We start from the raw sequence: 15874 nt of genomic DNA on the forward strand, positions 1-15874 counted from the left end.
AGACTTTAGCCTCTCTTGTTTTCGTTTGTCTTTTCGGGAAAACCAGATTCCACTTCCTAAGGCAAACTCAAGGGAGTTGAGGTGAACTGACGGAGGTCAGCCATTCGCAGTAATGATAACTTTGAGTTGATTATTTTTGAAATATTCTTCTTATGGATGTAATTTATTGGCAATTGAGGAGGAAAGCGCCATGGATCACATGAAAGCATCTACGGAGAGTACTGCGCCAAATGGCACAGACACGGTCATCGTGCGCGCCGCAATCCATCCAGCCATCGGCATTGCCCGTATTGGTGATGCCAAAACCGAATATTTCATCGGTCCCGAAGTCACCGATGCGCCGCCTGAAAATGCACCGCCGCCATCATTTTACCGAGACAAGACGGGCGCCATCAAGCGGCAGGCCGCTCGGTTCCGTATCTATGGCTATAATGCTGCCGGCGACGTCGTGAGCGAACTGACCAGCGACAATGCCGATATCCATTGGACCGTGCATGTCGCCAATCGCAAAGCGCAATGGTACCAGTTCCAGTATGCTCTGGATATTCCAGAGGCAATCAATGCGCCTGACAATGCCTTTCCCCTGCGTAATCCCAAAGTCATGGATCGTTCGACACTCGCCATTGATCCCGGCCCCCGCAGTATTTCAGGCCGCGGTGTGTCTGGCCCGGCCTATGCTTTCGACACTGGCACCTTCAAGGCGGCAGCTGCCGAGCCGGTTGTCGTACCGCTGGGTGAACTCCAGACAGATGCAGGAGGGCGGCTGATCTTCCTGGGCGGGCATGGTAAATCGGCCTCGCCAACCAATGCCCCGGTTTATGACCCGGATAACCCGCCAAGCTTTAACAATGCCAATGATTGGTATGACGATACGTCCGACGGCCCTGTGATGGCGGAGATTTCCATCAATGGTCAATCGATCCCTGTGGAATCGGCCTGGGTGGTGGTCGCACCGCCGAATTACGCGCCCGATATCATCAGCTGGCGCACGATGTATGATCTGATGTGCGATGTGTCGGTTCAGGCGGGCTGGATGCCGATGCCGCGTGAACCGTCCTTCTCGACGGACATCCTGCCGATATTGCAGCGTCTCAGCAATCTGCAATGGGTCAATAAGGGCTTTGCCGCTTATTTCGGCAAAGGCTGCCCGCTGGATTTCAATAATCCTGATCTGCTTGCCAAGCTGTCGCAGAAACCGGCAGGATTGAGGGAGGGCGATGACCCCTACGGCGAGTTGCGCCGCACGCTTTTCAACGGCTTCCGCCCGTCCGCGCCTATTGTGGCCGAGCCTGTGCAATGGTCGCATGTGCAGCCTTGGATCTATGGCGACGCCTTCGGCAGTTTCTCGGAAACTGGCCCCGGCAACATGCTGACTATGACGGGACTGCAAGAAGCCATTCTGCGCAAATGGGTGGAAGGCAGCTTCATTGACGATTGGCCGGAGGCAATAAAGCCGGTCTCGAAGATTGAAGAGGTCCCTCTTCCGGGGCAACCGCATATGCTGGATAAGGCCGCCTTGCATTATTGCCTCTCCGATACATTCCACCCGGGCTGCGAGATGACCTGGCCAATGCGCCACGCCAGCCTGTATTCTGCGCCCTTCCGCATCCGTCTGCGTCCAGCCGGTACTCCGGAGCCGGATTATGGAACGACCATGACGCCCATTCTGGTGGAAAAGGTCGGCGGGCCGCTCTACGATCAGCCGCCGGGCGGCATTACCCGGTGGATGGCAATCCCCTGGCAGGGCGATACGGCTTTCTGCCGCTCGGGCTATGATCCTGAATTTGATCCTTATTTGCCAACGTTCTGGGCGGCGCGCGTACCCAATCAGGTGTTGAGCGAGGAGGATTACAACAAGGTCATCGATGAAACTTTGCCGCGCGCGGAGCGTATTGCGGCCTATAGCCGCCGTGTCAACTGGCTGCGTGCGATCATGAACCACGATACAGCGCAGGTCATGATGGATATGATCGCTGAATTCGGGCAGCTTGGCATTGTCGAGGCACGGCCGGGCGTCAAGGGTGATCCTGATTTTCCTGAATATATCTATGTCGAGACATTGGCCGCCAGCAAACTCAAGCGTGCAGCCGATCATGCGGTTCGCTTGCTTGCAGAGACACCGCAGCCGCTGACCAAGCTGGAGAAGGCCGGTTGGGCAAGCCGCGAGCAACTCGAAGCATTTCGAGCTGTGCGTGTTCAAAAGCGTTAAAGACCAGACTCTCACAGCCTCGCCGCAGGGCGACGGGGCTGTGTTTGACGTCGTTGTGGCAGGGGCGGGACCGGCAGGGGCCATTGCCGCCCGTCACCTCGCCCGAGCGGGCCGATCCGTGGTCATGCTCGACCGGCTGCGTTCTCATGCGCCCCGTCTGGGCGAAACATTGCCGGGGGCTGCGCAAAGGCTTTTGGTTCAGCAGGGGCTTGCAGATCTTGCCGTGCCGGGGCCGCAGCATGCACGGGTTGGCGGTGGGCTGACGGTCTGGGGCGATGAGCACGTGGTGGCAAGCGACGCTTTGCGTGATCCTTACGGGTCTGGACTGCGCCTGGACCGCGCCCAATTCGACGCCGATCTTCGGCAGGCGAGCCTTGAAGCCAGTTGCTTCTGGTGGAAGGTGAATGTCAGCGGCGTTAAAAGGCAAGACGGGTTGTGGGTGATCGGGCTGGATGACGGCCGCATCCTCCGCGCTTCCTATATTATCGATGCGACGGGGCGCTCGGCGCGGATTGTCCGCCTGCTGGGTGTTGCGCAGCACCGCGGTACGGCGCTGGTCTCGCTGTATCAAGTCGCAAAGCCTCAGAAAAATGCTGATCTGGAGCGGACGCTGATTGAGGCCACGCCGGATGGCTGGATCTATGCGGGCCGACTTGCCGATGGCTTTTGGGCCGTTGGCTATCACACGTCGCCCCAGCAGGCTGTGCGGCTGCGGCGATCTCCCGATTACCGGGCTGCACTTTTCACCGAAGCGCCTCATCTGACCTCATGCCTTGGCGCGTTGGAATGGGCGGGGCCGGTCTTTGCCCGTGATGCCCGTAGTCTTAACGCCATCACCCCATGCGGTGAAGGTTGGTATGCTGTCGGGGATGCGGCATTGGCCTTTGATCCGATTGCAGGTCAAGGCCTGTTCAATGCCCTGCGCACTGGAATAGCCGCCGCCGAGGGCATTCTTGCTTCTCCAGCGTCTGGCTTGTCATCTTATGCCGAGGAACTAGCGCGTGTTCGCGCAATCTATAACACCCGGCGGCAAAGCCTCTATCGCTCCGAAAGCCGTTGGCTGGATCGTGATTTCTGGAAAATGCAGCAAGATCAGGTGGCTGTACCCGTTGATGTGGGTCGCCAACTTGCCGCCATATGAGGGCCGGAAAGCGGGGTCTCACTCCGCTTGAGACTTTGCAATCTGTTTGGGCGGCACATTTCCATTTCTCTCGACCCGATCACGGTGAAGGGCCGCACGGGCCAGCATCATCAGCGTCACTGGCGTTGTGACCGTGACGAGAATGCCGATCAGAATTTCATGGATCGCTAAGCGCGACGATGCCACTGAAAAAAAGATCATCGATCCAAGCATGATCCCGCCAACGCCCCAGCTGGTTCCAAGCGTGGGCGCGTGGATGCGTTCATAGAATGTTGGCAGGCGCAGAAATCCGATGGCGCCAATCAGCGCCAGCGTTGCGCCAGCCAGCAGGAAAAAGGCTACGCATATGGCGGCCCAAACGGGAATATCTGTTGCGGAATAGATCATTCGATCACCTCCCCACGCATCAGAAATTTACCCAGGGCAACGGAGGCGACAAATCCCAACATACCGATCACCAGGGCGGCTTCAAAATAAATTTGCCGGCCCGTGCCGACACCGAAAGTCACCAGCAGCAACATGGCATTGATGTAGAACGTATCAAGGCCGATGATCCGGTCCTGAGCGCGGGGTCCGATGAACATTCGCACTGACACGATGGCCATGGAGGCCACGAGCATCAATTGGGCGAGCGAGACAGCGCTGAAGAGAATAATTGCGCTCATGCGAATATCTCCAATAGCAGTTTTTCGTAGCGGTTCTTGATCGTATCGCGCCAGATGGTTTCGTCTTTGATATCGAGCACATGAAGAAGCACGGAATTGTCGTTGGAATCATATTCAAGCCAGGCCGAACCCGGGGTGCTTGTCAGGATGACCGCCAGCACAGCCAGTGCGAACTGGCTTTTGATCTCCAGTTGAATAATGACAAATCCCGGATCATGCTGTCGCGACCCGCTCCTGATGATGATAGCGGCGACGGCAATGTTTGACTTGGCAATGTCATAAAGCACGACAAGAAACAGCTTGGGGAGAAGATACCATTTTTTCAGGTGCGGCTTTTCAGGACGCAGCGACGCCATGGCCCAGCCTGCGAAGACAGCGACGAATATGCCCAGGATCAAATGGCCAAGGGTAAAACCATTCAGCAGCAGCCACATGACAACAAGTGACAGGGTGAGAACCGGATAGGGCAACATTACTCGCTCTCCTTTCCGGTGCTGGACAGGCTTTTGAAGCCGGGAATTTGCGTCGCCTTGCGGACCGCGTCGATGTAATTTGCCGGGTTGCTCAATGCGCGGATCGTGGTGTCCATATAGTGCATCGCTGGCCCAGCCTGGACAGTGAGAGCGAGCGTGAGCGCCAGCAGAAACATCACGGGAACGATTTCGATGACGAGGACAGGCGGAACAGTGCCTTCGATCGAGCTCCAGAACGTGCGGATGCCAGCGCGCGTCATGGAAATCAGCGCGGCGATGCCCGACAGGATGACCAGCACGATCAACGCCCAGATAGCCATGGTTGGCGGCGAACCGATGGCACCGGTGCCCATCATCGCCGACAGCATCGCGAATTTGGCGATGAAGCCGGACAGTGGCGGCAGGCCGGAGAGCAGTATTCCGCAGGCAGCAAAACAAATGCCAAGGATCGCCATGGTGCCGGGCATCGTGACGCCTTCTTCCTCATAGGGCGCCTGCTCATCCGCATCGCCATAGGCATCCATCGTTACCGCAAGGACATTGGCACCAGCATCCTGTCCGCGCTCGACAAGCTCGATCAGCATGAAGAATGCGCTGATGGTCAGTGTCGAACTGACAAGATAAAGCAGAGCTCCTGAGGAGACGGCCCCGTCATTGATGCCGACCACCATCAAAAGCGTCCCCGAAGACACCAGAACCGAAAACCCGGCCAGCCGCCCAAGCGCCTGCGAGGCGAGGACACCAATCGTCCCGAAAACAAGCGTTGCCATGCCGCCATAGAGCAGCACGCCCGCGCCGAAGCCAGCTGACGGGCCTTCTGCGAACAACAGCATGGTTAGCCGCAGGATGACATAGATCCCGAGCTTGCTCATGATGGCGAAAATTCCGGCCACGGGAGCCGACGCTGCACTATAGGCGGTTGGCAGCCAGAAGCAGAGCGGCCACATGCCCGCCTTGATGAGGAAGACGACACCCAATATGCCAGCGCCTGCCTCCATCAACATGCGACGGTCCGGCTCCATTTCCGGAATGCGGGCCGCAAGATCAGCCATATTGAGGGTGCCAGCCGTGCCGTAAATCAAGCTGACGCCGATCAGGAACAGCAGGGCGGCCACCAGGTTGACGGCAATGTAATGCAACCCTGCCTTAACCCGAAGGGGGCCGGACCCATGCAGCAGGAGACCATAGGAAGCGGCCAGCATCACCTCGAAAAACACGAAGAGATTGAAAAGGTCACCGGTCAGGAAAGCCCCATTGACCCCCATTAGCAGCAGTTGGAACATGCTGTGAAAATGCGCGCCGACCGCATGCCAGCGGGCGAAGGAAAATACCAAGGCCGGGATGGCGAGCAAGGCCGTCAGCAGCAGCATCAAGGCCGATAGACCATCCAGAACCAGCACGATGCCGAACGGCGCCGCCCAGTTGCCGACCAGATAGACATTCTCAAAACTGTTCGGCCCGCTCTCGATGCGAAACAGAATGATGGCGATGGCTGCCAGTGCGACTGCGGATGCAAGGCTGATCATCGCCTTGGTCAGTCTCTGCCGCTCATCGACAAGCAGAAGCACGGCACTGGCAACCAACGGCACCAGCACGGGCGCAATGATCAGATGGTGTGCCCAACCATTCATTTTGGTTCGTTCCTCCCATCGACATGGTCGCTTCCCGTCAGACCGCGCGAGGCCAGCAGCACCACCAGAAACAAGGCGGTGGTGGCAAAGCCGATGACGATAGCTGTGAGAACGAGAGCTTGCGGCACAGGGTCCGCCAGATGGCCAGCGCCGTCATCGCCAAGAATGGGTGGCACATTCGCCTTGACGCCGCCGACACCGAAGATGAACAAATTGACGGCATAGGACAGCAGCGAAAGCCCGACGATCACCTGATAGGTGCGAGGCCGCAGGATGAGCCAGACGCCGCAGCCGGTCATAACGCCGATGGCGATCGATAGAACAAGCTCCATCACCCTTCCTCCGATTTCGAGGCATCAATCATGCGCAGGCGATTGATGCGCAAGGACTGATGCGCGAGAGCGACGAGAATAAGAACCGTGGAGCCGACCACCAGGGCGAACACGCCGAGATCAAATAGCAGCGCCGTTGCCGCCGGGATCTTGCCGATCAACGGCAGATCGATATAGCGGGAATGCGAGGTGAGGAACGGATATCCGAGCAACCAGGCACCGATGCCAGTGGCGACGGCGGTCAACAGGCCAATACCCATCCAGCGCAGCGGCAGGATACGGATACGATCTTCCGCCCAGCGCGTGCCACCCGCCAGGTATTGCAGCAGAAACGCAATCGACAGCGTCAACCCCGCAGAAAAACCACCGCCCGGCAGGTCATGTCCACGCATGAACAGGTAAACCGACAACGTGACGATAACTGGAAACAGCCATTGCATGATGACCGAGGGGATCAGAAGATAATCGCGCACCGTATCGCCCGCTGACCGCTCTGGCCGCTCCTCATCGAAGCGGTTTTGCGCCTGCTGCTGTTCCGGCATGCCCATGCTGTCTTCGGCAGGGCGGAAGCGGCGCAAAAGCCCGTAGACTGTCAGTGCGACAACCCCGAGAACGGCAATCTCGCCCAGCGTATCGAAACCACGGAAATCCACCAGTATGACATTGACCACATTGCGGCCACCGCCCTGCGAATAGGCGTTTTCCAGGAAATAGCTGGCGATGGCATCGGGAACCGGCATGGTCATCACCGCATAGGCGGTGAACGACATGGCGACCCCGCAAAGAACTGCAAGAGCGAAATCCCGAAACCGGCGAAAGCGCGCGCTCAAGGTCATTGTTTCGCCAAGTCCTTCGGATCGCTTGGGAAGCCAGCGCAGGCCGAGAAGGATGAGGACTGTGGTGACGATTTCGACCAACAATTGCGTGATGGCCAGATCGGGTGCCGAGAGCCAGACGAAGGTGAGGCAGACGATAAGACCGACGCCACCGAGCATCACCAATGATGCGAGACGGTGGTATTTCGCCAGATAGGCGGTGCCGATGGCAAGGCAGATGCCGATGGCCCAAAGGGCTGCAAACACCGGATCGGCGCCGGAATAGACAAGCGGGCGAACCTCGAAGCCTCTGATATAAAGAGGCAGCATGCCCGCCGCAAAACCCACTGTCACCAGCCAGCGAAGTTGCGGCTGTAGCTTGCGGGTGCCGAGGCGACGTTCGGCGATACGCGCCCAGTGCCAGGACACTTCAACGATAACGCGCTCGAAAATACGCTGGCCTTTGAACTTGTGAAAAAACGGCGGACCATCGTGGCACCGGGCGAGATAGTCCTTCAACAGGAAATAGATCAGTCCGCCGCCGACAAGGGCGATCATGCTCATCACCAATGGCAGATTGACGCCATGCCAGATTGCCAGACTGTATTCCGGCGTATCGGCCCTGAGAACACTGACGACGGCGACGTGAAGAAAGGGACCGATTGAGATTGCCGGGATGATGCCGACAATCAGGCAGGCCAGCACAAGAAACTCCACGGGAAACCGCATCCAGCGCGGCGGCTCGTGCGGACGGGCAACGGGCAAGTCCTGAGGCGGCGGGCCAAAGAACACAGTGTGGATGAACCGCAGCGAATAGGCGACGCTGAAGGCACTGGCAAGCGTTGCGACATAGGGCAGGATGGTGTCCAGGATCGAATCCGCATGGGTTTCAACGGCTTCGGCAAAGAACATTTCCTTGGACAGAAAGCCGTTGAGAAGCGGAACGCCAGCCATGGCGGCGCTGGCGACGATGGCAAGCGTTGCGGTGAACGGCATGAACCGGAACAGGCCGCTCAGCCGTCGCATATCGCGGGTTCCGGTCTCGTGATCGATAATCCCTGCTGCCATGAACAGCGATGCCTTGAAGGTCGCATGGTTCAGCATGTGGAAAATCGCCGCCACCGTTGCCAATGGACTTCCCAGGCTGAGCAATGTTGTGATCAGTCCGAGATGACTGATAGTCGAATAGGCCAGCAGCCCTTTGAGATCCTGCTGGAACATCGCAAAATAGGCGCCGAGCAACAAGGTTGTGATCCCAGCCGCTCCGACAATCCAGAACCATTCATCGGTGCCTGATAGCACAGGCCAGAACCGCACCAGCAGAAACACCCCGGCTTTGACCATGGTCGCTGAATGGAGAAAGGCCGAAACCGGGGTTGGAGCGGCCATGGCGTTCGGTAGCCAGAAATGAAACGGAAACTGCGCGCTTTTCGTCAGTGCGCCAAGCAATATGAACACCAGGGCGGGGACATAAAGGGAATGTTCGCGAATGACATTGCCGGAGTCGAGAATGGTGTCGAGATCATAGCTGCCGACGATATTGCCGAGCAGAATAAGGCCGATCAACAGGCAGAAGCCGCCGATCCCGGTAATGGTCAGCGCCATTCGGGCACCGTCGCGCGCGTTGGGATTATTATGCCAATAGCTGATCAGCAGGAATGAAAAGATGCTTGTCAGCTCCCAGAAGACCGACAGCAGGATGACATTGCCCGAAAGCACGATGCCAAGCATCGCGCCCATGAAGGCGAGCAGGAAGGAGAAGAACCGTGGAACCGGATCTTCTTCCGACATATAATAACGGGCATAGAGCACGACCAGAAAGCCGATGGCTGCGATCAGCATGGTGAAGATCCAGGCCAGGCCATCCATCCGCAGCGTAAAATCCAGACCAAGCTGCGGTAGCCATGGCATGTTGAACCTTACGACGCCGCCATCGGCGACCGCCGGATAGAGACTTGCCGTCAGCGCCAGCGAAATGAGCATGACAATAGCGGCCGAGCCTGCCGGAAGGCGGCGAGACGGCGTATTCAGCAAAAATACAGATAAGAGACTTCCGACGAAAGGCAGAAGCAGGAGAACAACGAGCAGAGACGGTCCAGCTGTTATCCCAATGCTGTGTTCCTTTTTGATTCGAGCCCGGAATGCCTATGCCGCACAACGGATTGGCATCTAGCGACCCGCGCTTTATTGCGCTATATGATGGATATCAATCAATATGGGTGATACTTGGCGATGGGTCAAGGAAACGAGTCCAAGTTTTTAACACCAGCGTTGTGTCGCGCGGCACGCGGCCTTCTGGATTGGACCCAACAGGACCTTGCCGAGCGAGCGGGTGTCTCACGTAGCACCATTAAAGATTACGAAAACTGTCGTCACGATCTCCATCGTGCCACCGCAGCCCAGTTGAGCCTTGCATTGGAAGGGGGAGGCGTCGTCTTCCTTCACCTTGATGATGGCAAAGTTGGGCTATGCTCCAAATGATAATGACATTGATGCGACCAGAAGGTTTTCTTCCCGGCGGAAGTTAGAATTATTCCCCAAGTTTCTGGCTGAAGTTTCGTTGTCCCGTGGTCTTGCGCAGTATATCTTTCCGGTTGCAGAGCTACGAATCTGCTTATTTTATAATCGCTCAACGTGCTTGACACATTTTTAGGCCACCCTTAACAATTTCTACCAAATGGTAAAAAAAAGGGGTTCAGAATGGGTAAGCAGTTTTTGATGTCGCGTCGATCCGTACTGGCGTCGGGCATGGCTCTGGGTGTCAGCGCCTTTGCGCCATCTTTGCGGGCAGCAGCGCCGATTAAGGTGGCGGGCATTCATGGTTCTCCGGTGGAAAATGCCTGGAACTCGGTATTACACAAGGCTTTGCAGGATGCCGCCAAGGAAGGCATGATTGAATACGTGTTTTCCGAGGGCGTATCCGGCACGGATTATCCGCGCGCGATGCGCGAATATGCCGAGCAGAATGCCAAATTGATCATTGGCGAAACCTTCCCCGTCGAAAAACAGGCCCGCGAAGTCGCCGCCGATTATCCGAAGACGGCCTTTGTTATGGGCTCCAGCGGCAAGCTGTCTGGCGATAATTTTGGTGTTTTCGGCACCTGGAATTTCGATGGCGCCTATCTGGCCGGGATGCTGGCTGGCAAGATGACCAAATCCAACATCGTCGGCTCTGTCGGTGCCATGCCGATCCCGGAAGTCAATATGCTGATCAATGCATTTGGCGCAGGCGTAAAAGCCGTTAACCCCAATGCCAAGCATCTTGTGACCTTCATCGGCACGTTCTTCGATCCGCCAAAAGCACGCGAAGCGGGCCTTGCCCAGATTGATGCAGGCGCAGACATCCTGTTTGGCGAACGCATTGGCACGGCAGATGCGGCCAAGGAACGCGGCATCAAATCCGTTGGCTCGTTGATCGATTACACCCCTCGTTATCCCAATACGGTGTTTGCCAACGCGCTGTGGAACTTCCGCCCGATCCTCAATGCTGCTCTGGCCGATGTTGCAGCAGGCAAACCCACTGGGCGCGATTACACCGCCTATGGCCTGATGAAAGAAGGCGGCAGCGACATTGTTTTCGTCAAGGGTGTAGCACCCGCTGATGCCGAAGCGGCGATGGAAGCCAAGCGCGCCGAGATCAAGGCCGGAACGTTTGAAGTGCCAAAGATCATGACTGAGCCAAAGTAAGCCAACCATGCAAGCTGATGCTACTGCTCTGGCCCAAGCGATCGCACACGGTCGCTTGTCTGCCACCGAGGCAATGAAGGCCTCAATTTCTGCCGCTGAGACGCTCAACGATCTGGGTGCCATTGCCTATATGGATGCTGAAAAAGGCCTTGAGGCGGCGCGGGCACTCGATGCCCTGCCGCTGGATGCCAAGCCGCGCTCTGCCATGGCCTTTGCAGGCGTGCCAACGCTTGCAAAGGATCTGGGCGGGCCGTTTGCGGGTTTTCCGGTGGTGGCGGGATCAAGGCTCATGGCGCGCCGTGGCGGGCTGGTTGATTCCGATCTGGCAGAGCGGTTCCGCAGCAAAGGCTTTTGCGTTTTCGGCCTGACCACCAGCCCAGAATTCGGCCTTTCGCTGGCAAGCGAGCCGCAGATCGGACCCATCTGCCGCAATCCGCTGGATAGTGCCCGCACGGCTGGCGGGTCTTCTGGGGGTGCTGCGGCGGCCGTTGCTGCTGGCATTGTGGCCATTGCCCATGCCACCGATGCGGGCGGCTCCATCCGTGTGCCCGCTGCCTGCTGCGGCCTTGTTGGCCTGAAACCCAGCCGAGGGGCCATGCCGTCTGGCCCCAGCTTTGGCAATCATCTGGGCGGTATTGCCAGCGAGTTGGTCGTTTCCCGATCCGTGCGCGACACGGCAACCAGCTTTTCTGTGCTCAGTGGCAATGTGAAAGGTCCATTCCCGCCATTTTCTCCCACGCTGCCAAAGGCTGGCCGCTTGCGCATCGGCATTCTCACCGACACTGGCGATCAATATGCCACCGACAGTGAACGCTTGGTGGCCATTGATGAGGCAGGGCGGGCATTGGAAGCCGATGGTCATCAGCTTGTGCCCATTGTCTTTTCACAAATCGCCCAGCCAGCGGCGGCAAGCAACGATGCCTTTGTCAATATTGTCTGCGCCAATCTTGCCGAGACGTTTTCGAAATTCAACCTTGATGCATCCAAGACGGAAACACTGACACAGGCGACCATTGAGCGTGGGCTGGCACTGCCCGCCGCCCTCCTTTGGCGCAGCCTCAATGCCATGGTGCTTGTCAGCCGCGATCTCTGGCGGTTGTTCGACGATGTCGATTGTCTGTTGTGCCCAATGCTATCATCGGCACCCTTGCCGATTGGCTCTTTCCCCAGCGATCATCGTGATACCGATCTGCATTTCGACCGCATGGCCCGCTTTGCACCACTCGCAGCCCTTGCCAATGCTTCAGGATGCCCGGCCATCACCCTGCCCTATGGAAGCGATGCGTCCGGCTTGCCGCTTCCGGTGCAAATGCTGGCCCCGATGGGCAGTGAGCCGCTGCTTTTGCAACTGGCCGCCCGCCTTGAGAGTGACCAACGGTTCCAGCAAAGATTTCCGATTGCTGGATTTGCACCATGATGGTGCCCGTGCTGGACATTCTGGGTGTCAGCAAACGATTTGGCAGCAATCTTGCCAATGATGATATTTCGCTATCGCTGGCAAAGGGCGAAATTCTGGCGCTACTGGGGGAAAACGGTGCTGGAAAAACCACCCTGATGAGCATCCTGTTTGGCCATTATGTGCCAGATTCCGGCAAGGTTCTGGTCGAGGGCAAGGAATTGCCGCCCGGCAAGCCGCGTGCCGCCATTCGGGCAGGCATCGGCATGGTGCATCAGCATTTTTCACTGGCTCCAAACCTGACCGTTTTGGAAAACGTCACAACGGGCACGGAAAGCCTGTGGTCCGTGCGGTCGCGGCGTGCGCAGGCGCGGGAAAAGCTGATGGCCATTTCCAGCCGCTTCGGTCTGAAAGTTCATCCAGATGCGCGTCTTGGTGATCTCTCGGTGGGTGAGCAGCAGCGGGTCGAAATTCTCAAGGCGCTATACAATGATGCCCGCATTCTGGTGCTGGACGAACCGACCGCTGTTCTGACCCAGATTGAAGCAGAAATGCTGTTTACGACCTTGAAAGATATGGCGGCACAGGGCCTGTCGCTGATTTTCATTTCCCACAAACTCGATGAGGTCATGTCTGCCGCCGACCGGATCGTGGTGCTGCGCGGTGGACGGCGGGTGGCGGAGCGCAAGGCAGCGGAGACCAGCAAGGCAGAGCTTGCCGAGCTTATGGTGGGACGCACAGTGACCCGACCCGTTCGAGAGTCCTCTACACCCGGTGATATTGTTCTGGAAACGGCACACCTGAGCGTCCGCAAAGACGGCGTCAATGTGCTGAAGGCCATCGATTTCCGGCTGCGGGCTGGCGAGGTTCTTGGTATCATTGGTGTTTCCGGCAATGGTCAGGGCGTTTTGGCGCAAGTGCTCTCCGGCACTATGCCGCATACGGCTGGCGACATTCTGTTGTTTGGCACCCCGGTGGAGAACCTGTCGGTGGCGGACGTCGTGACGGCAGGCATCGGCCGCATTCCCGAAGACCGCAACAAGGAAGGAGCAATCGGCGAGATGGCGATTTGGGAAAATGCCATTCTTGAGCGGCTCCCGGCCTTTTCACGGCACGGCCTTGTCAACCGCAAGGCAGGCATGGAATTTGCCCGCACCATCATCGAGCAATTCGATGTGCGCGGCGGCACCCCCGCCAGCCGCATCCGGCTGCTGTCCGGCGGCAACATGCAAAAACTCATTCTGGGCAGAAACCTAATCAATCGCCCCCGTATTCTTCTGGCCGCCCAACCCGCGCGGGGTCTGGACGAAGGAGCCGTGGCGGCGGTACACGAGCGCATTCTCGAAGCACGCCGGGCCGGAACTGCCGTGCTGCTGATTTCCGAGGATCTGGACGAGGTCATGGCGCTTGCCGACCGCATTCAAGCCATTGTCGGTGGCAGGCTGTCGCCGCCGATCAATGCCGAAGATGCCAATGCCCGCAAACTCGGCCTGATGATGGCAGGCGAATGGCAGGCGGAGGTGTCCCATGCGGTTTGAGCGACGCGAACATCGACCTCTTGTGCTTGTCATCGCCACGCCCATCATGGCCATTGTCGCCGCGCTGGCGATCTCAGGCATTCTCATTGCCATTGCGGGTGCGCCAGTTCTGGAAGCCTATTGGCGTATCCTGATCGGCGCTTTCGGCTCGCGGCTCTCGACCACAGAAACACTGACCCGCGCAACACCTCTAATGCTGACAGGTCTTTCTGCGGCAGTGGCGTTTCGGGCGCGGCTGTGGAACATCGGGGCCGAGGGCCAGCTTTATCTCGGTGCCATCACCGTTGCGGCGGCAAGTTCGCATCTTTTGAGCGATTTTCCCCCAGTCATCCAAATTCCCGCCCTGCTGATCCTCGGTGCGCTCGCGGGCATGGTTTTGCTGCTCGTACCGCTTTGGCTGCGCCTGCGTTTTTCCGTGGACGAGGTGGTGACGACCTTGCTGCTCAATTTCGTTGCCGTGCTGTTTGTCTCAATGCTGATTGATACCGGGTTGAAAGATCCGATGGCTTTCGGTTGGCCGCAGTCGCAATCGGTGGCTGATGCTGCCATGCTGCCAAAGCTGTTGGCGCGTTCACGCCTGCATTTGGGCCTCGTTATTGCTGTGGTGCTGGCGCTTGTGCTGCATTTTGTTCAACAGCGCACGGTGTTTGGTATTCGCTCACGTGCGGCTGGCCTCAATCCGGCAGGTGCCGTTTTTGCAGGCGTCCCGCTTGGCCGCACGCTGGTCATGGTTGCTTGCATTTCCGGTGGTCTTGCGGGGCTTGCAGGGGCTGTGGAAGTCATGGGCGTTAAGGGCTATGTGACGACGGATCTCTCTCCCGGCTATGGCTATTCCGGCATAGTGGTGGCCATGCTGGCCAATCTTAATCCGCTGGGCGTTGTGCTGGCGGCGCTGTTTACCGCCACCATGTTCGTCGGTGCCGACAGCATGAGCCGCGCCATGGGCATTCCCAGCTATATTGCCGATGTGACGGTAGCTCTATCGCTGCTGACCATGTTGATCGCGCTGTTTTTCACCCAATACAGGATTGTCCGATGAGCGCTATGATGGACATCCTCGCTTCAACCGGCCTGTGGGCCGCAGTCCTCAGAATTGCGACGCCCTTGATTTTCGGCACACTCGGCGCGCTGCTGTGCGAACGGGCGGGCGTGCTTAATCTTGGCATCGAAGGCATCATGACGTTCGGTGCCATGATCGGCTGGTTATCGGTTTATCACGGTGCTGATCTATGGACTGGCCTGCTGATTGCGGCTCTGGCAGGTGGAGTTTTCGGCGCTTTACATGCGCTTTTGACGGTAACCCTCGGACTATCCCAGCATGTCTGTGGCCTCGGAATCACGCTGTTTGCCTCCAGTTTCAGCTATTACACCTTCCGTCTGGCGGTTCCAGTCGCAGGCTCCCCGCCAACCATCGTTCCGTTCAAGCCAATTGCCATTCCGGGCCTCAGCGATCTGCCCTTTGTCGGACCTGCCTTTTTCGTGCAGACCCCGCCAACCTATCTCGCCATTCTGCTGGCGATCATTCTGGCTTACGTGATCTTTCGCACGCCGCTTGGCCTTGCCATCCGCATGACCGGCGAAAACCCCCATGCGGCGGAAGCGCAAGGGATCAATCCAATGGCGGTGCGCTATGGTGCCGTGATTGCTGGCTCTGCCCTGATGGGCATGGCAGGCGCTTTCCTGACACTGTCGGCCTTCAACAGCTTTTTCCCCACCATGGTGCAGGGACGCGGCTGGATCTGTATCGCACTCGTGGTGTTTTCCTCATGGCGTCCGGGCCGGGCACTGCTGGGTGCGCTGCTTTTTGCATTTTTCGATGGCTTTCAACTGCGCCTGCAAACCGCTCTCGGTGGGGCCGTGCCCTACCAACTGTTTTTGATGACCCCCTACATCCTGTCCATCGCAGCCCTTGCAGTGATGGCGCGCCGCGCCCGCGTACCGCAAGCGTTGATGCAACCCTATCGGCGCGGCGAGCGCTGAACCAAGG

At 58.0% G+C, this 15874-nt stretch carries 14 protein-coding genes; 8 read left to right on the forward strand and 6 right to left on the reverse strand.

The window, feature by feature from the left end:
- Positions 1-190 precede the first annotated feature (190 nt).
- Both AVI_RS18495 and AVI_RS18500 read left to right on the forward strand, forming a co-directional pair.
- Positions 191-2209: a LodA/GoxA family CTQ-dependent oxidase gene (locus AVI_RS18495; RefSeq protein ID WP_012653657.1), complete on the forward strand. Its 2019-nt coding sequence runs from the start codon at positions 191-193 to the stop codon at positions 2207-2209.
- Complete coding sequence (locus tag AVI_RS18500) at positions 2193-3350, forward strand: NAD(P)/FAD-dependent oxidoreductase (protein ID WP_049777334.1); 1158 nt, start codon at positions 2193-2195, stop codon at positions 3348-3350. Before AVI_RS18495 ends, AVI_RS18500 begins: the two co-directional genes overlap by 17 nt.
- A gap of 18 nt (positions 3351-3368) precedes the next feature.
- Here the strand turns inward: AVI_RS18500 and mnhG are convergent, their stop codons facing one another.
- Genes mnhG through AVI_RS18530 form a run of 6 tightly spaced genes read right to left on the reverse strand, consistent with a single transcriptional unit; the run spans position 3369 to position 9372 of the window.
- A complete protein-coding gene (gene mnhG / locus AVI_RS18505; protein WP_012653659.1) occupies positions 3369-3737 on the reverse strand; it encodes a monovalent cation/H(+) antiporter subunit G in 369 nt (122 codons plus the stop codon).
- Complete coding sequence (locus AVI_RS18510) at positions 3734-4015, reverse strand: K+/H+ antiporter subunit F (protein ID WP_012653660.1); 282 nt, start codon at positions 4013-4015, stop codon at positions 3734-3736. The genes mnhG and AVI_RS18510 overlap by 4 nt, the downstream gene beginning before the upstream one ends.
- On the reverse strand, positions 4012-4488 hold the full coding sequence (locus AVI_RS18515; RefSeq protein WP_012653661.1) for a Na+/H+ antiporter subunit E: 477 nt from the start codon (positions 4486-4488) through the stop codon (positions 4012-4014). The genes AVI_RS18510 and AVI_RS18515 overlap by 4 nt, the downstream gene beginning before the upstream one ends.
- Positions 4488-6119 (reverse strand): monovalent cation/H+ antiporter subunit D, encoded by a 1632-nt coding sequence (locus AVI_RS18520; protein ID WP_012653662.1) that lies wholly within the window; start codon positions 6117-6119, stop codon positions 4488-4490. Before AVI_RS18520 ends, AVI_RS18515 begins: the two co-directional genes overlap by 1 nt.
- Positions 6116-6451, reverse strand: a complete 336-nt coding sequence (locus AVI_RS18525) for a Na+/H+ antiporter subunit C (RefSeq protein WP_012653663.1) — start codon at positions 6449-6451, stop codon at positions 6116-6118. The genes AVI_RS18520 and AVI_RS18525 overlap by 4 nt, the downstream gene beginning before the upstream one ends.
- Positions 6451-9372 carry a monovalent cation/H+ antiporter subunit A gene (locus AVI_RS18530; protein WP_041698454.1) on the reverse strand — a complete coding sequence of 974 codons (2922 nt, stop codon included), beginning with the start codon at positions 9370-9372 and terminating at the stop codon, positions 6451-6453. The genes AVI_RS18525 and AVI_RS18530 overlap by 1 nt, the downstream gene beginning before the upstream one ends.
- Positions 9373-9498: 126 nt before the next feature.
- Here AVI_RS18530 and AVI_RS29720 point away from each other — a divergent pair, with 126 nt between their 5' ends.
- From AVI_RS29720 to AVI_RS18560, 6 genes are all read left to right on the forward strand, one after another.
- Positions 9499-9747, forward strand: coding sequence for a helix-turn-helix transcriptional regulator (locus AVI_RS29720; RefSeq protein WP_041698457.1), 249 nt, complete (start codon positions 9499-9501; stop codon positions 9745-9747).
- 219 nt (positions 9748-9966) lie between these two features.
- Positions 9967-10953: a BMP family protein gene (locus AVI_RS18540; RefSeq protein ID WP_012653665.1), complete on the forward strand. Its 987-nt coding sequence runs from the start codon at positions 9967-9969 to the stop codon at positions 10951-10953.
- A gap of 7 nt (positions 10954-10960) precedes the next feature.
- Entirely contained in the window at positions 10961-12370 is a 1410-nt protein-coding gene (locus AVI_RS18545; RefSeq protein ID WP_012653666.1) for an amidase, read from the forward strand.
- On the forward strand, positions 12367-13887 hold the full coding sequence (locus tag AVI_RS18550) for an ABC transporter ATP-binding protein (protein ID WP_012653667.1): 1521 nt from the start codon (positions 12367-12369) through the stop codon (positions 13885-13887). The genes AVI_RS18545 and AVI_RS18550 overlap by 4 nt, the downstream gene beginning before the upstream one ends.
- The gene (locus AVI_RS18555; protein WP_012653668.1) at positions 13877-14926 is read left to right on the forward strand and encodes an ABC transporter permease; all 1050 of its coding nucleotides are present in this window, start codon (positions 13877-13879) and stop codon (positions 14924-14926) included. Before AVI_RS18550 ends, AVI_RS18555 begins: the two co-directional genes overlap by 11 nt.
- The gene (locus AVI_RS18560; RefSeq protein WP_012653669.1) at positions 14923-15867 is read left to right on the forward strand and encodes an ABC transporter permease; all 945 of its coding nucleotides are present in this window, start codon (positions 14923-14925) and stop codon (positions 15865-15867) included. The genes AVI_RS18555 and AVI_RS18560 overlap by 4 nt, the downstream gene beginning before the upstream one ends.
- Positions 15868-15874: the final 7 nt, after the last annotated feature.

It is taken from the genome of Allorhizobium ampelinum S4, from assembly GCF_000016285.1.
Taxonomy (GTDB): Bacteria; Pseudomonadota; Alphaproteobacteria; order Rhizobiales; family Rhizobiaceae; genus Allorhizobium; species Allorhizobium ampelinum.